Below are 23288 nucleotides of genomic sequence, written 5' to 3'. Positions count from 1 at the left end.
TATGAAAATCAAGAAATCAAACGCTGAACTCGAGCAGAAGCTAGAGCAGATCAAAACGTTAATCAAGCAGAAAATCGAATTGCCGTCCAAAACGTCATACGCTATTATCAAAAACAAAATTGCGATAGAGCGGGCATTAGAGCCGTTCGTTTTTTCTCGTGATGAGATCATAAAGAATAAGGCGGGCGGCAAAACAAGTGTTTCAGCCAAAGACGACCCGAAAGCATTCAATGAGATATGCGAGGCTATAAACGAAATAGCCTTAGAGCTGTCCGAGGTGGAAATATCAACAATAAAGCTATCTGATATAGCAGAAAGAGAAATGCCTCTTAGCGCTATTGACGCACTTTCTTTTATGATTGAGGAGGGCTAACTTATATGAAAAGTTCAACAAGCATATCGCTTGATGTTTCACGTTCGACATCTCCGCCGATAGTATTCGCCAAGCAAGGTGACAGCAGCAGCCGCTACGTTAATATTACGATAACAGATAACGGCAAGCCGTATACGCTTGACAGCGGTATTACAGCACGAATAAGAGCGGTTAAGGCAGATAAGAAAGCAGTATTCAACAACGCCACTATTGAAAATAACGTAATCGTAGCAGAACTCACAGAACAGATACTCGCAGTAGAGGGCTATGTTATTGCTGAAATATCCCTCTACAAAGAAAACTCGCTGCTTACGACGCAGTATTTCTATATTGCGGTGCAGCGCTCAGCAGTATCAGACGACGAGATAACGTCCACGAATGAGTATAAGGCGCTTGCTGAGGTTTTGAATAAAGCGAGCAAAGCTGTTGATATAGCCTCAGCTGCCGCAAACAAAGCGAACTCCGCCGCCGATAATGCAGACACGGCAAGAGAAAGCCTTACAGGAGCAGTCAATACAGTAATAGCTACTGCTAACGCCGCAACTGAGCGGGCTAATAAGGCTGCCGAGAGCGTCGGTGATGTAATCGACGGCATAGCTCTTAAAAATACTGATACTGGAGCGGCGTTCATTGTTAAACTAAGAATAACCGACGGCAAGCCTTACGCTGTATGCGAAACATTATGAGGAGGGATAGTGTGATAACTATATACAAGGCGACAACTTCACTCACAGACAGAGTGTCTATACTGGAGCTTAGAGGCAAGTCAACCGATACCAAGCCCACGGATATGATATGCGGGTACAAAGTCGGAAACGGCTCGACTTTTTTTGAAATCGACACAGGCGAGGTTTTCGTTTTCGACGGTGAAGCTCTATCCTGGGTAAAGATATAGGAGGCAGCACAAATAATGGACTTAGAAGCAACCGCTATTGCGAGGAAAACCGTAAAATCAGCTAATGTGGCAGCAACAGCCGCAAACGCAGCGGCAGCAGAAGCAGAAAAGGCCGTGAAAAACATTTATCACGACAAGAATTTTTTACTATCAGTAAACAGCGATAAAAGTTTATCGTTGACATATAAAGAAACGGAGGAATAACAATGGCAGAAACAATAGACCTCGTAAGAGACAGCACTATGCAGGGCATAGCTCGTTCGGTAGCTGCGATTGCAGCGAACACGGGCGGTTTTAAAATCAAAAGCTTTGCAGACGTGCGGGCTATCGTAAGAGCGGGTATGGCAGACAAGGTGTTTGCTATCGGCGATCAGATCATAGCCGAAAAAGAAACTGCGATAACTGCAACCGTCGGCAACACAGAGGGCACAAGCGGCATTACCGCTGCCACAGTAGCCGCAGACACGTTCATAGCGGCGGTAGGTACGTCACACAACGGGGAGTATGAGTTTTCATATAACGGCGCTGAGTGGCATTTCAATGGTGAGCCTGTACAGCTTTCGGCGTATGGTATCACAGTAACGGGTACACCAAAGGCAGGCGACGAGGTGCTTGTGCACGAAACGACAAACAAGCTTGTGTTTGACATCATCGGCATAGATCACGACACACCCGCCGATAGTCAATTCAAGCACTCTCTCACATTGCAGCTTCACGACCTCTATCAGAACATACAGTTTGACAGCACAGAGGCTATATATTATGCTCGTGAAGAACTTGCGGCAGGAACATATAACATAACATTGCCTGCGGGATATGATGTAGAAAATGGCGGAGGCAAGACATATCAGTTTACGCTTGCGAAACCTGTACCCGCAGCGGGTCAGATTATGTTTCCGTGGGCGTATCAGCAGCAGGCGTCAGCGACCAAGGTTTCAACATATGTCAATGCTAATGCCTCGGCAGCAATTGAAACTGTATCTGTTAAAGAGGGCTCAGAGGGCACGTCGCTCGGAACAGCAGACGGCACCGTGTCAGACCTCAATCACATTCATCGTGCTCGATATGGTTCAAACAACTGGGCTGAGAGTGATCTCAGAATGAGGCTTAACAGCTCTGCCGCTCCTGGCGGAACGTGGACGATGCAGAGCAAGTTTTCACACAAGCCGTCCTGGGCAGACACTGAAAGCGGCTTTCTGCGTGGCGTAGACCCCGATTTCCTTTCAGTTCTCGGCGAGGTCACGAAAGTAACGGCGCTCAACACACTTACTGACGGTGGAGGTTCTAAAACAAGCACGGAGAAAATATTCTTGCTTTCACGTTCCGAAGTTTACGGAAATTTTGAAAATAGCGTTGATGAGGGTGCGGCTTATCCATACTATAAGAATTATTCGGACTTTGCGAGCAAAAATGACGGCAACGACACAAACCGCATTAAGTATCAAAGTAACGGCACGCCATACTATTGGTGGCTGCGTACTCCTCACACCGGCAGCGCTAGCAGCGTGCGTAGCGTCACCCCGTCGGGAGCTATCAACGGTAACGGTGCGAGCAGCAGCAGCGGGCTCGCCCCGGCTTGTTGCATTATTTAATCAATAATCGCCCTCGATAGAGGGCGGAAAGGAGAAAGTAATGTCAGTTGTAAAATCAAAACAGACTGAGGGCAAGTTATTAGTAGTAACCAAAGCAAGAGAGCTCGCCGCATATACAATTAAGATATGTTCAAATGAAAAGAACTTTCCTAAGCGTTATAGGTGGTGCATTACTGCTAAAATCGTTGATTGTGCCATTGATGTGAGTAGCAACGTTAATGCGGCCAATTCTATTTACGTCAGTGATGATAACAAGAAAGATTATCAGCTAAGACGACAGTATCAAACGAAAGCTCTTGCTGAAACATACGCCTTGCTCAGTATGATTGACATTGCATATAGTGTTTTCGGCATAGAAAGCAAACGTATCGAGTATTGGACTAGACTTGTAAACGAAGTTCAAGTGTTACTGCGTAATTGGAGAAAGTCCGATTACGATAGATACGGAAAGTAAATTAGGGTAATAGTTGTTTTATTTCTGCTTTGTGGTGGCTGCGTACTCCTAACACCGGCAACGCTAACAACGTGCGTAACGTCAACCCGTCGGGAGCTATCAACAATAACAATGCGAACAACAGTAACGGGCTCGCCCCGGATTGTGATAATGCTAGTTTAAAGTAGGCGTAATAGCCGAAATCAATGCGATCACACAAGGAATTATTATCCTAGCCGATATGGTGAAAGTATAACGTTGATGTAATTTACTCTACGAGTAAGCATTACTATTAACAACGTAAGTTTTGTGAAAAAGATAATATGACAGTAAAAGAAAATGTATGTGACTTTGAAAACCTGTACAAAGCAATGTGTATATGCAGGCGCAATGTGATGTGGAAAGACAGCACAGCAGGATTTGTCAAGAACGGCTTGACAAATTGTTATAAGCTCAAAGACGAGCTTATGAGCGGAAAATACAAAATCGGTGCGTACACCGTTTTCAAAATTTACGAGCCGAAAGAACGTGTTATTGTAAGCACAAGGATAAAAGATAGAGTATTTCAACGTTCGCTATGTGATAACTATCTTACAGAACAGATAACTAAATCTTTCATATATGATAATTGTGCTTGCCAAAAAGGTAAAGGCACGGATTTTGCTCGTGAACGGCTAAAATGTCATATGCAGCGATTTTATAGAAAATCGGGGCTAAACGGTTATATTATCAAATGTGATATTTCGGATTATTTCGGCTCTACGCCTCACAGTGTCGCTTGCGCTGCCGTTCGGAAAAGAGTTTCTGACGACTGGGCGTATGCCGAAACCGAAAGAATTATAAACAGCTTTACGCAAGGAGCTGACCCGTCAAAAGGAATGGGCTTAGGCTCACAAGTCACGCAGCTTATTCAGCTTGCAGTATTAGACGACATCGACCATTTAATTAAAGAGCAACTAGGCATAAAGTATTATGTTCGTTATATGGACGATTTCATACTTATACATCAAAGCAAAGAATATTTGACATTTTGCAAAGAGCACATAGGCGAAGAACTCGAGAAACTAGGGCTAAAATTTAGTAAGAAGAAAACTCAATTATTCCCGATTAAACAGCCCATACACTTCTTAGGTTTCAGTTTTAGGCTTACAAGCACAGGAAAGGTCATAATGCGTGTATTGCCGGAAAAGGTCACGAGAGCTCGCCGCAAGCTCGCAAAGCTTGTGCAATTATGTGAACGTGGCGCAATGAACCGAGAACAAGTTGACGAGTGTTTCAAGTCCTGGGCTTCGCACGCAAGCAAAGGAAACTGCTATAAGCTGATAGATAGTATGCAGGAATATTATTATAATCTATGGAGGGAATAGCTATGTTTGGCTACATATCAGTAAAAGAACAGCTCATAAAAGAGCGACAGAAAAGCGCCGCACTTAAGGTGGAAAACGACAGAAACGCCGCTAATATTGACTATATAGCAATGGTGTTTGATGTAGAACTCGAAAACGAAAAAGAGGAGGTGCTTGAAAATGTCACAGAGTAGGAAATATGCTAAGGTCAAAGACTACTACGAGCGTGGTTTGTGGGATATACGCAAGGTATATGACGCAGTAGTGCACAAGTGGATCACAGCCGAAGAATATAAAGAAATCACAGGATATGATTTCGACGACGGCAAGGAGGCATAAATGAAAGAAAACGTATTTAAGGGCATTGTCGCCGCCGCCCTAGGTGGTCTGTCTGCATATTTCGGCGTAATAGCTATACCGCTGCTTATACTGATCGCCGTTATGATTATAGACTATCTGAGCGGGCTTGCGAAAGCGTGGTATAAGAGTGACCTAAGTAGCCGAATAGGGATTGTCGGAGCTGTCAAAAAGCTCTGCTATATCCTTGTAGTGTGCGTAGCGGGTGTCACGGACTGGCTCATAAGTGAGGGGCTGTCCTCGGTGGGAATTGATATAGGATTTAGCTATTATTTCGGCGTAATCGTCACAATATGGCTCATCATCAATGAGTGTATAAGCATTCTTGAAAACCTTTCCGTTATCGGCGTGCCGTTGCCGTCATTTCTCGTTAAAATCGTACACCGTTTAAAAATAACAGTTGAAGAAAGCCAAGGAGGAGAACAGTAATGACAAACATTTCAGAGCAAGAGAAAAATGAAATATTCAAAAGCTTTGCGTTCGGTATGACATATGATGATATTTCGGACGTTTACGAAATTGACCTTACCGACGTTAAAAAGCTCTTGACAGATAACGCCGACAAGGTCAATAAGATCAAGTCCTACTACAAGAAAATGGAGGAATAAAAATGGCTACATACAAAGGCGTAGACGTATCTCAGCATAACGGAAACGTTGATACAAAGAAGCTCAAAGCAAGCGGCATAAACTTTGTAATGATACGATCGAGCTACGGCGACATAATGTCTTATCCTAGGCAGATTGACAAAAAGTTCGAGCGTAATTATGCAAACGCAAAGGCCACAGGACTTAACATAGGTTTCTATCACTATATGTATGCAGATACAGTAGAGGCAGCGAAGAGAGAAGCAACAGGCTTTGTTAATCTCATCAAGTCTAAATGCCCATTCTCTATGCCTGTTGCACTTGACATAGAAGAAGCTGCACAATATAATATGCCCGGACAGCGTGACGACATCATCAAAGCCTTTATTAGCGTTGTTGAGGCGGCGGGATATTATTGTATGCTCTATTCTTACGAAGCTTTTCTCACCGCCAAAGTGTCGGCAGCTCTCAGAAGTCGCTATGCGATATGGTGTGCAAATATCACCCGAACCCCGTCCATAGCGCATAAAATGCACCAGCACAGCTTTACAGGGAGAGTAAACGGCGTTACAGGCAGCGTTGACCTCGATACTGCAAAAGTCAATTTCCCGTCAATCATAAAAGCCGCAGGGCTTAACGGCTATAAGAAAAATGTTACACCGTCGGAGCCGAAAAAAGACACACCTAAAAAGACAGTAACTAGATATACAGTCAAAAAGGGTGATACTCTTTCGGCGATAGCCGCAAGATATAAAACGACAGTCGCAAAAATCGTTAAGGACAACAACATAAAAAATGCTAATCTTATCTATGCAGGACAGGTAATCAAAATTATTAAGTAAGAATAAACGCCTCATGAAATCAATCATGAGGCGTTGTTATTATTCCGAAAAGACCACTCACAAAGAATATATTTGTTGTGTTCGTCTTTTCAACATTTGGTGGAGGTGAGGAGAATCGAACTCCTGTCCGAAAGCCTATCCCCACGAACTTCTACGAGTGTATTCTGTTATTGCGGAAAACTCCCGTTCCCTTGCACAAAGGCAAACAGACACGCCTGTGTGTTTGGTAGGCTGTGATACATCACAAGGCTACAGCCGTCGCTTTGTAACGTTCACCACTGATCGACGCCTTTACCAAAGCCGTGGTACTCTAAGGCAAGACGAGCGCTGACTTAAGCAGCAGCTAATTCAAAATTATCGTTGTCGTCTAATTTTAAAACGTACGCCGTTTAAAGAGTGTGCGCTCCTCTACTCGCTTATCGTGCTTCAAAACCCCCGTCGAAACCTTTACACCCCCATGTTAGTTTCGCTCTTTCATGGCACGCTCTATGTCACGCTGTGCGGCTTTCTTTGCCATGTCGTCACGCTTGTCATAAAGCTTTTTACCTTTGCAAAGCCCAAGCGCAAGCTTGACTCTGCTGCCTTTGAAATATAGCGACATCGGGATAAGCGTAAGACCCTCCTGCTGTACCTTTCCGAACAGCCGCAGTATCTCACGTTTGTGGAGCAGCAGCTTTCTCTCCCGGCGTGGATCACGGTTGAAAATATTGCCGTGTTCATAAGGGGATATGTGCATACCCTTGACCCACATCTCTCCGTCCTCGATAGAACACCAGCTGTCTTTCAGATTGACGCCGCCATTCCTTATAGACTTGACCTCTGTTCCCACAAGCTCGATACCGCACTCTATCTGCTCCAGCACGAAATAATCGTGACGTGCCTTTCGGTTGTCGGCAATCTGCTTTGTGCCTTTTTTGTCTATCGCCATACTGCTCACCTCCCGTGGAATATTATTATAACACCATTTCATGCCTTTGTCAACAGGCAAAGAGTTCAAAAAATTGTACAAATGGTCGTAATGTTTAGATTTTTACTCATCTCTGTGTGTGCTTATGTGCAAATTCGAGTATTGAAATAGCTTTTATGGTGTGATATAATATTAGGTGTGAGAAATAGTTAGTTGAAAGATGAGAGAAGATCCGGTATGAAAAATAAGAAAATAGATATGTTAAACGGTCCGCTTGTGGGCAAGATCGTCATTTTTGCACTGCCCCTTGCATTGTCAAGTATTTTGCAGCAGCTTTTTAACTCCGCTGACCTTGCGGTGGTGGGCAGATTTGACAGCGACAAAGCCATGGCGGCGGTTGGAAGCAATTCTTCATTGGTGAACCTTATTGTAAGCCTTTTTCTGGGGCTTTCTGTCGGTGCAAACGTTGTGGTGGCCAGGCTTATAGGTCAGGGGAGAAAAGATAAGGCAAACGAGGCTGTACATACGGTGGTGCTTTTGGCGGTCATAAGCGGATTTATCATACTGGGTGCAGGCGAGATACTTGCACCGATACTCCTTGGCATGATGAATGTGCCTGACGATGTTTTAAAGCTTGCAACGCTGTATCTCAGGATATTCTTCTTTGCAATGCCTTTTATCGAGATATACGATTTCGGTTCGGCAGTGCTTAGGAGCAAGGGCGACAGCACCCGACCTCTTTACGCTCTTATCACCGCAGGCGTTATAAATGTTATTCTGAACCTTGTGTTCGTGATCGTGTTCAAAATGGGCGTGGCAGGCGTTGCAACGGCAACTGTTATATCAAACTTTTTCAGTGCCTGCATGATACTTTACTTTCTTACCCACGAGGAGGAGATGCTAAGACTCGATTTCAGAAAGCTCAGGATACGCTGGGAATATCTCCTCGGTATCATAAAGATAGGCTTGCCGGCAGGTTTGCAGAGCATGGTTTTCTCGCTGTCAAACGTTGTGATACAGGCGGCGATAAACAGCTTCGGTTCAGACGGTATCGCCGGAAGTACAGCGGAACAGAATTTTGAGTTCATGGCATATTTTGTGATAAACGCTTTCGCTCAGACTGCGACCACATTTACAAGTCAGAATTTTGCGGCTCAGGATAAGGAACGCTGTAAAAAGATATACAGGCTTTGCACCTTTATCGGGCTTGCAAGCTGTCTTGGGCTGAGTTTGATATTCCTTATTGGCAGACACCTTTTTATACAGATATTCTCAACGGACGAGAACGTTATACACTACGCAATGATAAGAATGTGGTCAGTTTGCCTGCTGGAGCTTCTTACGGGCGTTTACGAAATATCGGGCGGCTGTCTTAGGGGAATGGGTCACTCTATGACACCTGCGGTCATAACTGTGCTTGGCACCTGCGTGTTCAGGCTTGTGTGGGTGAACACGATTTATGCGGCTCACAGAAGCTATCTTATGCTCATGATAGTTTACCCTGTTTCCTGGGTGATAACAGGCACTGCGGTAACAGTGGCTTACTTTATCATACGGCGCAAAGAGTTTGCACAGATAGGTAAACGCAGGGCGGATATTATTTGATAGACAGGCGACAATTCAGATAGACGTGGAAATGGGCAAACGCTGTTCGCCTCTACAGAAAAAGATAAATCTGCACTCTGAAAGCTTTAGAATTTTCGGAGTGTAGATTTTTTTTGAAAAAAGTCGCAACTGTCCAAAAAAAGTTACCACAAATGGTTTTTAGTGTGATATAATACATACATCAGGAACGAATCAAGGCAATACCGCACAAGGCACGCCTTATAACTTCTGCACACTCCTTTTAAATTGTTTAAATTGTGTTTTATTTGTTATCTTATGGTGTTTACTACTCTTTTGTTTGATTTTGTTTTGGTTTTTGAAACTTTGCGATGTTTTCATAATACCCCTTTACTGTGTTCCTGAGAGCAGAAGTCATTTTTTTACCGCAGTTCTTTTTGAACTGCGGTATCTTTTTTTATATGTTATATAAGCCTATAAAAACAGGCGTCATGCTTTTGATACAAAGCCTTTTCGCAGAAGGGGGATAAGGATTCCGCCAATGGAGTTGCCAAGGGACATTATAATAAGATAGCCAAAGGCTTTAACGCTCCATAAGTCTGCTATGGTAAAGAAATACATATTAGCGACGCAGTGTTCAAAGCCGCTGAGGATAAAGACCACAACCGGGAGAAATATTGCAAGTATCTGTCCCACAGGGTTTTGGATAGTTTTATAGCCGTCTGCGGCAACGAACATAAGTATTCCGCAGAAAAATGACAGGATAAAAACGCTTGTGATATTATCCCCAAGCTTTATATTGCAAAGCTCTGTGGCTTTGTCGCTTATGGCGGATATGCGTGTTTGGGTAATAAGCAGGGCGGAGAGGACTGCTCCTGCAAAATTGCCGAGCCATATTATGCCAAGCTCACCGAGATAAGAGGGTTTGTTTTCAACTGCATATCCGACTTTTCCTGTGAAGAGATTAAAGCCGAAAGACAGTATCACAAACAGTCCTATGCCAAAAAGGAATGCTCCCAGATATTTGTTAGGGCAGGAAAGATAGACTGTTCCGCCTATGGCTATTGCCACGCCTGTGAGCAAAGAACGCAGAAATATGTCGATAATTTTCTTCATGTTTATTCTCCTATAATTTTTTATGTGACAAAGCACTGTGTTATTATACTATATTATCATGGCGGTTTCAACAAAAACGTGGCATTGTTTACACTTATTTTGATTTTTGTTTCCAAGTAAGCCATGGGTAACATGAGCTTTGTGACATATTTCTTGTGATATGGGAGATATGCGATGTGAAGAATGGTCAGAACAGATCCAGCATACTGTCGAGATAAATTTGCTCTCTGACCTTTAGCTGATGTTCGGGTCTTGTCATATAGTAGAGCAGAAATTCAAGGATAATGGCACTTCCTAAACTTCTGCCCTCTATTTTGAAGTTTGAAAATCCCATGGGGAGATAGGTGTTTTTGATATCCTCTATGCCGATAAAGGCAGGGCTTTCCATGGCTTTTGAAAAGCGGTAGCCCTCTGAGGCATTGGGTGCTTGGCAAATATGGTCGGGGCAGTTTTCACCGAGATTTTTGCGGCTGACGTTTTCATAGCAGTTTTTTCGGTCTGCACAGCCTATATAACAGCACTCGTTGCAAAGAAACTCCACTTTGTTTTTCTGCTCAGTGGTGAGATCGGAGAGTTTATCCAGGGCTTTGTTCAGGCGAAAGTCTGGGACTACATAGGAAAAATCGTCATTATCAAGCTCGTTTACAAGCTGAGAAAACTCGGTAAGGACTTTTGTGGTAGAGGACACAAAATAGAGGTGGGGATAATTCTCTTTCAGATATGAGAGAAGCAGGTCGGAGCATATTATCACGCCGTTTTTTGGGTCTGCATTTTGGGAGAAAAGCTTGCAGAGGTCATTGCGTTTTTTGTCGGAAAGGTGTTCTTCTCTTAGCAGGGAATTGCTGAAGGTCAGCCGTGAGGAGATGTTATATTCTTTCATAAGGTCGAGGACTTCTCGTGGAGAATGTTCGCCAAAGCCTGCTCGTCCGCCGCCCCATATACAGTCGGCAGGTGCGCCATAGACAGAGCCTATTTCGCACCAGTCATAGAAATAATCTCTATGGTCACGGAATATGGGAAGAAATGTGGCGTAAAGCTCGTAAAACTCGAAAAGCCCCGGCAGGTGGTAGTATGCTTTATTGGTCATGTGGGGTCACCTCTTTTTTTATCATTATAGCATGGCGGGGGTGGGAAGTCAAAGGGGTGCGTGGTCAATAAGCTCATAGGTCAGACTATTACGGCAGTGTGACTATTTTATCATAAAGTATCTCAAACTTCGGGTTTAGTTTGCTCACATAGTCGCAGTGATAATGCCCGCAAAACCAGCGTTCATATTGCATTTTATCTGCAAGGTCACGAAAAAACTCTGTGAGCCTGTTTTCTGAATAGTAGAAATTATAAGCGGACGTGCATTTTCCATGCTCCACCTCATATTCGATATCTGTAGGGGCGCAGTGAGTTATAACATAGTCAGCTTTGTATTCGCACTTTTCAAGGGTGGAAAGTGCTTGGGCGTATTCTTTGTTATTAGGAAGCTCCTGCTCCCATATGCTTATGCCTATGGTGCGAAACTCTCTGTCATGGCTTTCTGCACCGCCCATGGTGAAAAAGTTTTTGCCCTCGATATCGAAAAGCTGTCCTCGCATAAGGTGGATAATGCTTGGGGCTATTCGGTGTATCTTTCCGCCATGCCAGTTTTCTACGGGGTAAGCGTTCAGAAGGTCGAAATTCTCGTGATTGCCGTCAACAAAGAGGGTGGTGAAAGGTCTGTCATTAAGCCAGCTTCTCCACCACATATCTTCCTTATCATTGTTCCATACAAGTCCGAAATCTCCGCAAATTATAACGTAATCATCCTTTGTCATGCTGTTGAAAATATCCTTGAAGTCGGGGTTGCCTTTGTTGCTGAGCTTATGGATATCGTGGCTTCCGTGGATATCGCCTGTTATAAGTATCATTTTGCGCTCCTCCTTATTTCATCAAGTGTTCTGGGGGTGTAGTCCATATAATAGAGCATACAGCCCACATTATAGCTTTCAAATGGTATGGCAAGGTTTTTGCATATTTGCGCATACTGCAAAAACGCCTGATAGTCCTTGGTGTTATGGACATGACCATAGAGGTGAACAGCGCCACGATATTGATTATACCAATGGGCGATAGGATAATGAGAAAGCACCGCCTGCGTTTCGTCGTCTTGTATCACTGCATAGTCTTTTACCCACTGAAAGCAGGCTTTCATTTCTTCTGTGGGCTTATCGTGGTTGCCGAGGATAAGATACTTTTTGCCATTAAGCTGAGAGAGCATTTTAAGCCCCTGAGCGTTTTTCCATGCAAAGTCACCGAGGATATAAACTTCGTCGCTATCGGAAACGGTGCTGTTCCAATTTGCCGTCATGACAGCCTGCGTATGGTTGATGTCAGTAAAAGGTCTATTGTCATGGCGCAGGACGTTATGGTGTCCAATGTGCATATCCGATATATAAAATATTGGCATTTTATCCTCTCCTCTTTTAGTACCACAGGCTCACGAAGTTTATCAAATAATCCCATATAATTTTCCTCCGATAGTTTTTTAGATAGTGTTATTATACCATATTCCGTATGTCATTTCAAGTATTTTACTTTGCAATGTGGTACAATTATTGTAGTACTACACAGATTAAAAGGGCTTGACTTTGAGGGCTGTTGAAATATTGCGGATAATGTGATATACTGTCAATAAACGAAATACCGCAGTAATGATAGGACGGACAATGTGCTTGTCAGGTTTTCTTCTTTTGCAAGGCTAAGTGAGGCTTATCCTAATTATTTTGCGGATATAGGGGAATTTGTTGGCGTTGTAGAGGGGTACTTGAAGTGAGATACATTACAGAGGTGACGGCAAAATGACATACCATTATTATGGCGACAAAAATGCTGATATTGTTCTTATCCAGCCTGTGGGCGACCATGATCTGCCTGAGATAGAAAACGAGGTGGCAGAGATAAAAAAGCTCACGAGTGTGGATTTTCAGCTTATTGCGGTGAAGGTCGAGGATTGGAACAGGGAGCTTTCACCATGGGAAGCCCCTGCGGTATTTGGCAATGAAGGCTTCGGCAATGGAGCGGAAGACACTCTGGCGGAGATATTAACGCTTTGCTCGGACAAGAGCAAGAATTATTACATTGGCGGATATTCTCTGGCAGGGCTTTTTGCCTTGTGGGCGGCGTTTCAAACGGAGAAATTTTCAGGCGTTGCGGCGGCTTCTCCGTCGGTGTGGTTTCCTGATTTTGTGGGGTATATGAAAGAGAATAAGATAAAATGCGACGCTGTTTATCTCAGCCTTGGTGACAAGGAAGAAAGGACGAAAAATGCGGTCATGTCAAAGGTGGGCAACTGTATCCGTGAGAGTTATGATTTGCTGACGGGGCAGGGTATCGAATGCGCCCTTGAATGGAACAAGGGCGGGCATTTTAAAGAGCCTGCTTTGCGGACAGCTAAGGGGTTTGCTTGTGTGATGAACGGAAGATAGGGGAATGACAATGGATAAGAAAAAATTGTAAAACAGGCTTATGATATTGCAAAACTAAGAGACAAGTCGATCAAGGGAACAAAAGAGACAATATATTTTGACAACATATCTATTGGAGTTCTTCTAGAGATCATTACAGAAAACACCATTGTTGTTGCAAGCTCCAATAATGGTGCAGTGCAGAATATCGTAAATGAACTTCCTCTCACTAAGGAACAAATCGACGAAAAGTTTGTTGAGGAGCTTAAAGGTGCTGACTATTTTTGCAGTATCGCTCTCAAATAAAGCCTGTACTCACAATGGATGCAAACATTCTGAATATGTTTAGAGAACATTTTGGAGTGACTGAAAAATATTTATCAAATTCCGCATCAACACAGACATTGACTGAATGTTGCTGCTACCCGTGCAAAAAAAGAATTTTATATTGTTGGAGATAAAAAATTATATCTGAATTGCGGCGGTGATACGCTGTTTGATGGGCTATTTGCGTGGCGGAACTTCTAAATTTGGGATTATAGCATGGAGGGGGTGGGAAGTCAAAGTTATTTTTCCATTACTACTATCTTGTTTGATATATTGCTCACAGGCTTTATCTTTTTAAGAAGCTTGAATATTGGGATAAACTCTGCCATACCATCGGCGAGGCTGTGTTCTTCTATAAGGCGGAAGTTCGGGAGAAGCTTTGCAAGCTCTTTGCCGTCCTTGACGCCCCATGTGAATTTGGCTTTGCTGCCCTCGATAGACTTTTCCTTCATACGCTTTACCATAGTGGGGCTCATCGTCTCGACCAATACTGTGACGTGGTCAAAGCGTTTGCTTATGACGTCAAATATCTGCTTTACGTCCTTTTCTGAGAGGTACATAGTCAGACCCTCGATAATGACGATAGCAGGGGCATCGTGCTCGGTTATTTCTTCGCTCCAATCGTCCATGGCGGACATTGCTATCTGGGATATCTCGCCTGATTCAGGGAGAAGCTTTTCTCTCACGGCGATAGTTTCGGGCAGGTCAAGGTTATACCAATGGGTGTAGCCGTTCATTCTGTAACAGCGTGTATCAAGTCCGCAGGCGATATTCACCACCACTGCGCCTTTGTTTTTTGCAAGATACTTGTTCGCAAGCTTATCGAGGACTATTGTCCTTGCCACAACGCCACTGTGCATTGCTGAGTCCTTATCGGCAAGTGAAAAATCATAGTTTATCTTATCTATTATCTCCACGGCTTTTGTATCTTTTATCGCACCCCTTGTTTTGGTTTCCTTTGCACGGGCGTAAACAGTTTGAAGCATAGTTTCAGGCACGCCTGAGAGCTTTGGTTTTTCATTCATATCCATTTTTCTTCCTCCTGTGGTGTTATTAAGATAGTTGCAACTAACTTACTTTTTTTATGATAGCACATTGAGGGGAAAATGTCAATAGAGGTGGGGCGGATAGGGGCGTTGGGGCAGAAAAATACCGATACAGGGGAGCTGTATCGGTGGGTGTGAGTAAAAGGAGTAAACTGAAATTTATTACTCATAAACGGAAAATTTAATAAATTCATATGGCAATCCCATATCTTCGGAATATTTGCGTATCTCTGCCTTTTCGTCATCATTCATTTCGTTATAGAATGGTCGGTCTGATACTTTCCAATATATTTTAACTTCATCTATTATCAACACATCTCCCCAAGGGGCAGCATATAATTCCCCGACTTTATATTTTCCAAGTTCTTTATATACTCTTGTGGTATAACAATATCCCAATTTCTTTAAGTAATTTTGGATAGATCCATATTCATATTCGGGAAATGATATTTTTTCAAACATACAATAGACCTCCTGCAAATGTAACACAAACTGTTTTATCCTAGTCGGTTATGATATTTAACGGGACAAGTATAGCACATTTTGAAGTAATTTTCAAGGGGCTAGTTTATTTTGTCAACATAAAACTCACTGTCTGTTTCAAAACAGTATGCGCACAGCCGTCCACCTGAGGCACAGCCACAGTCTATGGCTATGTGTCCGTTGGCTTTGTAGGCTTCGGGTCTGCCGTGGTTTGGGATATTGGCGGTAGGGGTGTGACCTGTCACAAGGAAAGTATTCGGGTCGCTGAAATAGCGTTTTGAATAGTCGGCACGCTCCCAGATAAGCTGGTGGAGGGTATATTCATCAAGGGGCTTATCCTCGCTAAAGCCCCCAAGACCTGCATGGGTGAGGACAAAACGTTTGCCGTTTATGGTAATATCCTCATACATTGAGAAGCTTTTGAGAAACTCCATGAAGTCCATGCGGTCGGCTTTGGAGAGGGAGATAAATTCGCTGAAAGTGGGTTTGCCTCCGCTGGTGAGCCAATCTATCAGGTCTAGCCGTTCGTCTTTTGTAAGCTTGCTCACGTCATTTTTTATGAGGTGGCGGAGATTGATATAGGCAAGGTGTTCGTGGTTGCCGAACAGCGGGATAACATTATCACGAGTCATGATGTCGTTATAGATCTCCATAGGCTTTTCGCCCCTGTCGCAGATATCACCTAGGATATAGAGGGTATCGTCCTCAGAGAAGCCTATTTTTTCGAGAAGCTTAATATACTCCTCATAACAGCCGTGGATATCAGATATTGCATATGTCATAAAAGCACCTCGCTGGGTTTTGGGTCGGGTTTCTTGTCTATTCTATTATAGCATACTTAGGGGTAAAATTGGGGAGGTTTGAAAAAAATTTTTACCCATTGGCATAGAGTTCGCTTCAAGCTGTATAATGGGGGTAAAATTAAGGGGAGTTGAGCAAAAGTAACCGTAAAATATTCCGCACACTACCCGACTTTGCCACTAAAAAATAATAAAAGGGACAGAATATTCAATTGTCCAAAAATTGTTACCACAAATCTTAAAAAATATGGTATAATATCAGAAATACAGTTTGGAGGTGTGATTATGGAATCTGGAAAAAGCAACAGAAACGAGGAAATGCTTGACGATTATATAGGCTACAAGCTGGCAACAGAAAACAGCTCTCAGCATAGTTCGTTCAATCTCAAAGGAATCGTTGTCGCTGTGTTGATCATCATAGGGATAGCCATGATCTATGATGCCCTGCGCCCCAAATGCGCACACTCGGGCTGTGGCAATTCTCCTGAAGAAGGCAGCTGCTACTGTTTGATACATGACCCTAAGTATTACAATAATAAGAACAGCTATACTTCAGTATTCACAACTGCTACAACATCACGTCCGAAAACCACTACAGCAGGTAGTTCAGCTACCAGAGCTACCCATAAGAATACCAATAAAACCTCAACCAGTAAATCTGCTGAGTATGATGCTCATGATTATGACGACCCAGAGGATCTTTATGAAGATCACTATGATGATTTCTATGACTACGAGGATGCAGAGGATTATTGGGAGGAGAATAATTGACTCGTTTTTCATACAAGAATAAGCACAAATGCAAAAGACGTTCCATTTGGATAAAATGAAACGCCTTTTGTTTGATAATAGTTTTATCGTAGTCCTATAAACAGGAGAATGTAATGTCTACACGACAGACGGATAAATCTGTGAGATATTGTCCCGTATATTCTACTTTCTAAAATCTCTGGGACTGTACCCGTAGGCTTCTTTAAAGGCTTTTGAAAAATAGCTGTGATCGTCAAAGCCGCAAAGCCCACAGATAGCATTTATCGAGTCAGATGTGTTTTTTATCATATATGCCGCATTGCGCAGACGATAATTTTTTTAGATATTCAAACGGCGACTGTCCTGTTATGTTCTTAAAACACCTCAGCACTTCGCTTTTGCTGACAAATGCCGCTGACGCCAGTTATAGGTAAAGGAGAATAGTCTTAATAGGAAAGTGTATATCAATATAGTTTTTTATGTGGGTTCAGTATAGCTTTAGCTATGACTAAGATTTTAAGTACAACACCTAAATGACCTGTCCGTAATTATCCTAGCGAAGATAAGCCCCAAAGGCAGAGCTAGTATTATCAGCAGGGCAGACGCAAGCCATGACGCAGATGTTTCAAGGGACATGACACCCAAATTATAGAAAGCCTTGTAAAGATATAATCCCGGAACCATTATGACTATGGACGGAACGGTTATGGATATTCTCGGATAGCCCACATACTTTTTCAGCAGCGAGGCGAGTATGCCTGCGGTGAATGCCCCCACAAACGCAGCAGCTGCCGGAGGAAATGAAACAAGGTCAACAAGTTCCAATCTCAGAGTGTTTGCAAGTGCACCTATAACTGCCGCAGAGGCTGCAAGCTTGACAGGGCTGTTGAACATAACGGAAAATCCGAAAACCCCGCAGAAACTTGCCGCAAGTCTGAACAGTATGAACTGCCATAAGGTAAGGTGCAGAGGCAAAAAGTCCATTGGCGTAAGGTGCAGGATAAGTGCCATTAACCACGCCGTCATTGTGGCTACAATTATAATGATGAGGGCGTAGGTCAGCCGCTCGATGCCCGAACGCATATCGAGCTTTGAAAGGTCTATGCCGCTTGTGATGAACGGAAAACCAGGTATAATAAAAAGCATTGCACATATGTAGCCTGCCTCATGCTGCATTTTTATATTGAAAAGTATTTTCGCAAGTTCAAACAGCCCTGCATATGAAAGGCACGCCGCCGATACTGAGGCAACTATTCCAAGCACAAGGGTAAGGTGGTGCTTTGTGAATTTGCTCCGCACATAATTGCCAATGCCTGCACCGAAAAATGCACATATCATCTCGGTCAGTCCACCGCCAAGCAGGAATGTGAACGCTCCGCAGGCAAGTGCCGCCGCAAGACCCAAAACAGGCGGCGAGTAAAGTCCGTGTATCTTTTCGATATCGTCAAGTTCATTGTGGACCTGTTCGCAAGTCAAACTATCGCAGCGGCCGACAAAATCGTTGATGAAATTTTCAAGACGTGTTAGCTTTGAATTGTTTACTCCCGTGTTAGTAAGGCAAAGAGACTGCGAAAAGCAAGCCTCGCCGTCAAAACAGGTGTAGTTTATGGACATAAGCCCGATATCTGCTGTGCAGGTCAGTCCCATACATTCCGACATGGTGTTCATGGAACTTCTCACACGCCACGCTCCTGTTCCGCAGGAGAGAAACATCATTCCCACCCTGCCTATAACAGAGGCTTTTTCTTTTAGGCTCGCCTTTGATACCGGCTCGTCCTTTTCGGCGTCTGTGAAATCGTGCCATGGGATATCCATGTGATTTTTCTTAACTATAGTTTGTGACATTCAGTATCACTTCCGTTTTTAAAGATCAAGGCTGTCTGAGCCTGCTTTTTTCATCATTTCCTCACGGCAGGCAAGCACAATGCCGTCTATCTCGCTGAGGTGCATGAGCATTTTCTTTTCAAACTGATGAACAGGCAGTAAAACGCCGATCTCATCAAATGATTTTCCAGCCTTTTCGCCTGTTTCTTGTCCGTAATAGACCATTGCAGTTGGGGCAGTCTGCTGTATCTTGTGGAAAGTATTCCATATAACATCATAGGTCTGAGCCTCGGAAAGTCCAAGTTTTACAGTGTCAGGCAGGGCGTAAAGTATAAGCACGCCACGTCTTTTGTCAACACGCTTTTCCTTAATGTTCATTCCGTCGGTATAGACCCTCATAAGGTCATATCCGTCTGCAAGATAAAGCTTTGAACGTGGTGCACAGCTGTGGTTTTTGTACACATCACGAAATTTCTCGAACTCATGCTTTGTGACAAGCTTTTTCTTTTCTTCAATGACATCGCCTTCAGGGGTCGTAAGGAGTTCAGGATTTTTTCCGGCTTTTCCGTGAAAACGCTTTGGTATAAGGTAAGCCTCTCTCAGCAGATCGAAAAGACTTCTTCCACAAAGCTCCAGAAGAAGTGCACTTATATCACCGTTCGTATATGCGGTCAAAAGCACCTGCACAAGATGTTTTGGGTCAGGATCGGTCTGCATATCATCGTCACTAAGGTGATCGTAAAGCACGTTGCTGAGCCTTTCGCAAGCTCCTTCCGATGCCATTATCCTTGAAAAAAACTGTTCGACTTCATTTTCTTTTGGCAAAACTGTAGGCATATTATTATCTCCTTTCATGTATGTCATATCTCAGCATTTGCAAACATATTACACTTTTTCAGTATCATTTTTTGTATCTCTGTAGCGGCGGCATTGAGTTTTTTGTCTGCATTTTCTGCAAGAACGATGCTCCTCTTTGGAAACTCTTCATCAGTTTTCAGAATATAAACATCGCCGCTTTGTGCCATTGGTTCAGGTATAAGACCTATGCCAAGGTTGCTTTTCACAAGCGGCATTATCTGATCGGCAGTTGCGACCTCTATATCCGGCTGAAAATCTATTCCATGCTGGAAAAAGAAATCGGAATAAAAATCATATGTCCTTGTGTTTCGGTTAAGTGATATTATAGGGTGGCTGCAAAGTTCCTCAAGAGTGAGCGTTCGCTTTGCAAGATCCTTTAGCTTTGTGCTGCATATGATAAGTTCACGGAACTCTCTGAGCTTATGAAAATTCAGCGAGCCCTCTGTGCTTATCGGCGTTGTTACCACAGCGAGGTTTGCAATGCCGCTTTTGAGAGCAGTCAGTGCCTGAGGGGTTGAATGGTTCAGAAGCTTTATTTTTATTCCCGGATATCTTTCATGGAACTCATTGAGAAGTGGCAGCATAACGCCGTGAAGTGCGGTCTCCGTCACACTTATGGTGACAGTTCCGCTTTGCAGGTCGTTGGCTTTTGAGATCTCATCTTCGCCCTCTGTAATAAGTTCCACCGCCTTTGAGATGTGCTCGTAAAGTATCTCTCCCTCAGGGGTAAGCGTGACGCCGTTTTTCATTCGATTGAAAAGCGTGCAGCCAAGTTCTCCTTCGAGTATTTTTATCACCCTTGTGATATTAGGCTGATTTGTGAGCAGCACTTTTGCCGTTCTTGAAAAGCTGCGGTTCTTTGCGGCATAATAAAATATCTTATAATATTCGTAATTTATATTCACTTTATCACTTCCCTGCTATATCAATATTTTATATCTTGCATATCAATTATATATTTGACTTATATATCTGAGATAATTATAATGGAAAAAGGAGAAAATTAAAGTGCATAAAAATATTTTTCTTGTTAATTTTTTATGAAGGAATATGATAAAATGATGTTACGATCAAGAAAACAAATGTCTGAAACCAATATGCTCATGATACTTCTGACCATATCAGGGGGCTTGCAGGACGCATATTCGTATTTTGTGCGAGGTGAAGTTTTTTCAAATGCACAGACGGGAAACATTGTGCTTATGAGCACATATGTCGCAAAAGGCAACTGGCACAGGGCGTTGCACTATCTTATACCTGTGCTGGCGTTTGCAATGGGGATTTTCATAGCCGAGCGTCTGCACGCACGTTTCAAGGACGTGGGATTTATACATTGGCGGCAGATAATAGTTTTCACGGAAATGGTGCTGCTTTGCATTGTGGGGTTTATACCGCTTGGCGGTTCATATGATTTTGTTGCGAATGCACTTTCATCATGTGCCTGTGCAATGCAGGTGCAATCGTTCAGGAAAGTAAATAGTTATCCATACGCAAGCACGATGTGCATAGGAAATATGAGAAGTGCAATGGAATCCATAAGTGCATACATGAGGATAGGGGACAAGTCGCTGCTTAGGAAATCGCTGCAATATTTTCTTACGATATTCGTATTTGCCTGCGGTGCAGGAATAGGCGGAGCATATTCATTATACATAGGCAATGAGTTTATATGGATATCTTGTGCATTGCTGCTTATATGCTTTGTGCTTATGTTTATAAAGAGTGAGAATGATATGATGAGGGAGGATATGTAGGGCACATTTCGGTTAGTATTGTATTATAAAGGTCAAAAGCCGCAAGGTCGGACAGCTTTTTTGCTGGTTTGACTTTGCGGCTTTGATTTTGATATAATGGATAAAATAGTTGCAGACGGGGTAGATAGACACCTTGTAAATGTGGAGGAGCGTAGAATTATGATCGACAAAAAATATTATGAAAAAGCGGCAAGGTACGTTGGGACGAGGCTTTGACAGTTGTGATTTTTTATTTTTATAGGGATAAATGATTTTGTGAGGAAAATTGAAAAATTTTTTCGCTGCCCCCTTGAACAAACCTTATTTTATGTAGTATAATTATATAAAAAACAGGAGGAAAAACTATGTCAAACTTAACGATCAGATTTTATTCAAATTGCCTGCGGAGGTATACCACGTTTAAAATGTACCTGCCATGTGACATAAGGCAGGACTGGGGGCAGACAGATACGAAATACTCGGAAAACAGCACCAAAACGCTTTTCTTGCTGCACGGTTATACAGGCGACGCAGAAAACTGGGTGCCTGAATATCTTTCGGACAAGTATAATTTTGCGGTAGTTATCCCCTCGGGCGAAAATTCTTTTTGGCTGGACGGACGCTCGACTGGTCATCAGTTCTGCAAATTCGTCGGCGAGGAGCTTGTGGACTATGTAAGACGAGTTTTCAGACTTGCGAAAGACGGCAGTGAAACATACATTATGGGTCTTTCAATGGGCGGATTTGGTGCGCTTCATACAGCATTTGCATATCCAGAATCCTTTGGCAAGGTTGCTGCATTATCTTCGGCTCTTATCGTACACGAAGTCGCAGGAATGTCAGAGGGGCAAGGCAATGCCACAGCGAATTATGAATATTACAGAGAATGTTTCGGCGAAACGTCTGAGGTGCTGAACAGCAGGAACAATCCCGAATTTCTTATAGACGAACTTCAGCGAGAGGGCAAAAATATCCCAGATATATTTATGTGCTGCGGTACAGAAGATTTCCTGCTTGAAAACAACCGTGATCTTCACAAATTTCTTGAAAGCAGAAACGTTTCTCACGAGTATTTTGAAAGCAAAGGCAACCACGACATGATTTTTTGGAGTGAGTATGCTGAAAAGGCGGTCAAGTGGATGTTTGAGGAGAAGTAAGAGCGGTGATGTCTTTGCGGTTTCTTATGTGATAATATGAAACACAAGAAACCTCATACAAACTGCACAATATAAAAATACCCTTTGAGAAAGGGATTTCACCTCTCTCAAAGGGATTGATAAATGGGAATTTTCAAATTAGTCTTTGCAAATAACCTTTGAACCTTCACCATCAATTACAATTCCCTGACGGTTGTTAATCGGGCATAGATTCAAATCCGAAAACTCAGTCATTATTTTCTCGGTAACTTTCTTAAATGGTGCTGTAAGATAATGCGGAAGAACATAGAAATCAATCAAATCAAGCCCTGCATCATCTTCTTGTGAGTAGTCTTCCGGCTTTTCATCCATTTGCTCGATATATTGGATGCTTGGAGCGCATATAATTGCGCCTGCCGACTCGCCGATCATCAATTTTCCATTTGCCAATTCCTTTTTCAGTAGCCCATCAGTTCCCGTTTTACGGAGCTGGTCCATAAGAAAGAAAGAATTTCCGCCGGTAAAATATATCACATCTGCTTCTTCAAAAACAGACTGTATCGTTGAATAAGCCTCCGTTGAAATATCAATTTCAGTTACGATTGCTCCCAACTTTTTGAATAATTTTCGAGCCGAGCCGACATAACCGGTGTAGCCTTCACGCAGTGAAGCTGTTGGAATAAATGCGACTTTCTTATTTTCAATTTCTTCCTTTATCAGACTTCCCACACTTGAAAAGTGCGAACATAAAAATAGTTTCATCAATATTCTCCTTTATAAATACCAATTTATCTTTTTCTTTCTGAAAATGGGCAATCCCGATTGGAATTGCCCATTAATTCTACAAATTATCTTACTATGTTTATTCCAACGTCTTCATCGTAGG

At 42.9% G+C, this 23288-nt stretch carries 30 protein-coding genes and 1 other RNA gene; 17 read left to right on the top strand and 14 right to left on the bottom strand.

Annotated features, from left to right (window positions below):
• Window position 1: 1 nt before the first annotated feature.
• The 12 genes from DWW81_RS05410 to DWW81_RS05360 all read left to right on the top strand — a co-directional run bounded on the left by DWW81_RS05410 (window position 2) and on the right by DWW81_RS05360 (window position 6425).
• The gene (locus DWW81_RS05410; RefSeq protein WP_117896963.1) at window positions 2-373 is read left to right on the top strand and encodes a hypothetical protein; all 372 of its coding nucleotides are present in this window, start codon (window positions 2-4) and stop codon (window positions 371-373) included.
• A gap of 5 nt (window positions 374-378) precedes the next feature.
• Entirely contained in the window at window positions 379-1059 is a 681-nt protein-coding gene (locus DWW81_RS05405; protein WP_117896962.1) for a BppU family phage baseplate upper protein, read from the top strand.
• An 11-nt stretch (window positions 1060-1070) separates the two neighbouring features.
• Window positions 1071-1268, top strand: coding sequence for a hypothetical protein (locus tag DWW81_RS05400; RefSeq protein WP_117896961.1), 198 nt, complete (start codon window positions 1071-1073; stop codon window positions 1266-1268).
• 15 nt (window positions 1269-1283) lie between these two features.
• The gene (locus tag DWW81_RS05395; RefSeq protein ID WP_117896960.1) at window positions 1284-1472 is read left to right on the top strand and encodes a hypothetical protein; all 189 of its coding nucleotides are present in this window, start codon (window positions 1284-1286) and stop codon (window positions 1470-1472) included.
• Between the two features lie 2 nt (window positions 1473-1474).
• A complete protein-coding gene (locus DWW81_RS05390; RefSeq protein WP_117896959.1) occupies window positions 1475-2860 on the top strand; it encodes a DUF6273 domain-containing protein in 1386 nt (461 codons plus the stop codon).
• Between the two features lie 40 nt (window positions 2861-2900).
• Window positions 2901-3314 (top strand): four helix bundle protein, encoded by a 414-nt coding sequence (locus tag DWW81_RS05385; RefSeq protein WP_117896958.1) that lies wholly within the window; start codon window positions 2901-2903, stop codon window positions 3312-3314.
• A gap of 446 nt (window positions 3315-3760) precedes the next feature.
• Entirely contained in the window at window positions 3761-4660 is a 900-nt protein-coding gene (locus DWW81_RS05380; RefSeq protein ID WP_181982671.1) for an RNA-directed DNA polymerase, read from the top strand.
• A 2-nt stretch (window positions 4661-4662) separates the two neighbouring features.
• Window positions 4663-4833, top strand: a complete 171-nt coding sequence (locus tag DWW81_RS13210; protein WP_181982670.1) for a hypothetical protein — start codon at window positions 4663-4665, stop codon at window positions 4831-4833.
• Window positions 4820-4978: an XkdX family protein gene (locus DWW81_RS05375; protein WP_117896956.1), complete on the top strand. Its 159-nt coding sequence runs from the start codon at window positions 4820-4822 to the stop codon at window positions 4976-4978. Before DWW81_RS13210 ends, DWW81_RS05375 begins: the two co-directional genes overlap by 14 nt.
• Entirely contained in the window at window positions 4979-5425 is a 447-nt protein-coding gene (locus DWW81_RS05370; RefSeq protein WP_117896955.1) for a phage holin family protein, read from the top strand.
• Window positions 5425-5604, top strand: a complete 180-nt coding sequence (locus DWW81_RS05365; protein WP_117896954.1) for a hypothetical protein — start codon at window positions 5425-5427, stop codon at window positions 5602-5604. The genes DWW81_RS05370 and DWW81_RS05365 overlap by 1 nt, the downstream gene beginning before the upstream one ends.
• Window positions 5605-5606: 2 nt before the next feature.
• On the top strand, window positions 5607-6425 hold the full coding sequence (locus DWW81_RS05360) for a GH25 family lysozyme (protein WP_117896953.1): 819 nt from the start codon (window positions 5607-5609) through the stop codon (window positions 6423-6425).
• Window positions 6426-6522: 97 nt separating this feature from the next.
• Here DWW81_RS05360 and ssrA read toward each other — a convergent pair.
• Together ssrA and smpB are read right to left on the bottom strand one after the other, a co-directional pair.
• Window positions 6523-6882, bottom strand: a transfer-messenger RNA (tmRNA) gene (gene ssrA, locus DWW81_RS05355).
• A gap of 3 nt (window positions 6883-6885) precedes the next feature.
• Window positions 6886-7353 carry an SsrA-binding protein SmpB gene (smpB, locus tag DWW81_RS05350; RefSeq protein WP_022286588.1) on the bottom strand — a complete coding sequence of 156 codons (468 nt, stop codon included), beginning with the start codon at window positions 7351-7353 and terminating at the stop codon, window positions 6886-6888.
• 216 nt (window positions 7354-7569) lie between these two features.
• Between smpB and DWW81_RS05345 the strand changes: the two genes are divergently transcribed.
• Window positions 7570-8937 carry an MATE family efflux transporter gene (locus tag DWW81_RS05345; RefSeq protein ID WP_242989567.1) on the top strand — a complete coding sequence of 456 codons (1368 nt, stop codon included), beginning with the start codon at window positions 7570-7572 and terminating at the stop codon, window positions 8935-8937.
• Between the two features lie 447 nt (window positions 8938-9384).
• Here DWW81_RS05345 and DWW81_RS05340 read toward each other — a convergent pair whose 3' ends face one another.
• The 4 genes from DWW81_RS05340 to DWW81_RS05325 form a co-directional block, all read right to left on the bottom strand.
• Window positions 9385-10011 carry a formate/nitrite transporter family protein gene (locus DWW81_RS05340; RefSeq protein WP_181982669.1) on the bottom strand — a complete coding sequence of 209 codons (627 nt, stop codon included), beginning with the start codon at window positions 10009-10011 and terminating at the stop codon, window positions 9385-9387.
• 187 nt (window positions 10012-10198) lie between these two features.
• Entirely contained in the window at window positions 10199-11098 is a 900-nt protein-coding gene (locus tag DWW81_RS05335; protein ID WP_117896952.1) for a hypothetical protein, read from the bottom strand.
• Between the two features lie 88 nt (window positions 11099-11186).
• Window positions 11187-11909: a metallophosphoesterase gene (locus DWW81_RS05330; RefSeq protein WP_117896951.1), complete on the bottom strand. Its 723-nt coding sequence runs from the start codon at window positions 11907-11909 to the stop codon at window positions 11187-11189.
• Complete coding sequence (locus DWW81_RS05325; RefSeq protein WP_117896950.1) at window positions 11906-12448, bottom strand: metallophosphoesterase family protein; 543 nt, start codon at window positions 12446-12448, stop codon at window positions 11906-11908. The genes DWW81_RS05330 and DWW81_RS05325 overlap by 4 nt, the downstream gene beginning before the upstream one ends.
• 391 nt (window positions 12449-12839) lie before the next feature.
• Between DWW81_RS05325 and DWW81_RS05320 the strand changes: the two genes are divergently transcribed.
• The gene (locus DWW81_RS05320; RefSeq protein ID WP_117896949.1) at window positions 12840-13466 is read left to right on the top strand and encodes an esterase; all 627 of its coding nucleotides are present in this window, start codon (window positions 12840-12842) and stop codon (window positions 13464-13466) included.
• Between the two features lie 545 nt (window positions 13467-14011).
• Here the strand turns inward: DWW81_RS05320 and DWW81_RS05315 are convergent.
• From DWW81_RS05315 to DWW81_RS05305, 3 genes are all read right to left on the bottom strand, one after another.
• On the bottom strand, window positions 14012-14803 hold the full coding sequence (locus DWW81_RS05315; protein ID WP_347502988.1) for a class I SAM-dependent methyltransferase: 792 nt from the start codon (window positions 14801-14803) through the stop codon (window positions 14012-14014).
• Window positions 14804-14980: 177 nt separating this feature from the next.
• The gene (locus DWW81_RS05310; RefSeq protein WP_022288235.1) at window positions 14981-15280 is read right to left on the bottom strand and encodes a hypothetical protein; all 300 of its coding nucleotides are present in this window, start codon (window positions 15278-15280) and stop codon (window positions 14981-14983) included.
• 101 nt (window positions 15281-15381) lie between these two features.
• The gene (locus DWW81_RS05305) at window positions 15382-16083 is read right to left on the bottom strand and encodes a metallophosphoesterase (protein ID WP_117896948.1); all 702 of its coding nucleotides are present in this window, start codon (window positions 16081-16083) and stop codon (window positions 15382-15384) included.
• Window positions 16084-16386: 303 nt separating this feature from the next.
• Between DWW81_RS05305 and DWW81_RS05300 the strand changes: the two genes are divergently transcribed.
• A complete protein-coding gene (locus DWW81_RS05300; RefSeq protein ID WP_117863844.1) occupies window positions 16387-16872 on the top strand; it encodes a hypothetical protein in 486 nt (161 codons plus the stop codon).
• A gap of 162 nt (window positions 16873-17034) precedes the next feature.
• On the opposite strand, the gene DWW81_RS05295 is transcribed toward DWW81_RS05300, so the two are convergent.
• From DWW81_RS05295 to DWW81_RS05280, 4 genes are all read right to left on the bottom strand, one after another.
• Window positions 17035-17178 carry a helix-turn-helix domain-containing protein gene (locus DWW81_RS05295; protein ID WP_278307760.1) on the bottom strand — a complete coding sequence of 48 codons (144 nt, stop codon included), beginning with the start codon at window positions 17176-17178 and terminating at the stop codon, window positions 17035-17037.
• Window positions 17179-17367: 189 nt separating this feature from the next.
• The gene (locus DWW81_RS05290) at window positions 17368-18696 is read right to left on the bottom strand and encodes a threonine/serine exporter family protein (protein WP_022288238.1); all 1329 of its coding nucleotides are present in this window, start codon (window positions 18694-18696) and stop codon (window positions 17368-17370) included.
• Window positions 18697-18714: 18 nt separating this feature from the next.
• Entirely contained in the window at window positions 18715-19512 is a 798-nt protein-coding gene (locus DWW81_RS05285) for a DUF4866 domain-containing protein (protein ID WP_046440219.1), read from the bottom strand.
• A 23-nt stretch (window positions 19513-19535) separates the two neighbouring features.
• Window positions 19536-20438 carry a LysR family transcriptional regulator gene (locus DWW81_RS05280; protein ID WP_022288240.1) on the bottom strand — a complete coding sequence of 301 codons (903 nt, stop codon included), beginning with the start codon at window positions 20436-20438 and terminating at the stop codon, window positions 19536-19538.
• 135 nt (window positions 20439-20573) lie between these two features.
• Between DWW81_RS05280 and DWW81_RS05275 the strand changes: the two genes are divergently transcribed.
• Window positions 20574-21287 (top strand): YoaK family protein, encoded by a 714-nt coding sequence (locus tag DWW81_RS05275; RefSeq protein ID WP_038672153.1) that lies wholly within the window; start codon window positions 20574-20576, stop codon window positions 21285-21287.
• 344 nt (window positions 21288-21631) lie between these two features.
• A complete protein-coding gene (locus DWW81_RS05270; protein WP_117896946.1) occupies window positions 21632-22423 on the top strand; it encodes an alpha/beta fold hydrolase in 792 nt (263 codons plus the stop codon).
• Between the two features lie 138 nt (window positions 22424-22561).
• Here DWW81_RS05270 and DWW81_RS05265 read toward each other — a convergent pair whose 3' ends face one another.
• The gene (locus DWW81_RS05265; protein WP_055271744.1) at window positions 22562-23164 is read right to left on the bottom strand and encodes a Type 1 glutamine amidotransferase-like domain-containing protein; all 603 of its coding nucleotides are present in this window, start codon (window positions 23162-23164) and stop codon (window positions 22562-22564) included.
• Window positions 23165-23288: the final 124 nt, after the last annotated feature.

The organism is Ruminococcus sp. AF17-1AC, assembly GCF_003461385.1.
GTDB classification, from domain to species: Bacteria; Bacillota; Clostridia; order Oscillospirales; family Ruminococcaceae; genus Hominimerdicola; species Hominimerdicola aceti.
The sequence above is the reverse complement of the archived record's forward strand: the minus strand, read 5'-3'. Positions and strand labels throughout refer to the sequence as shown.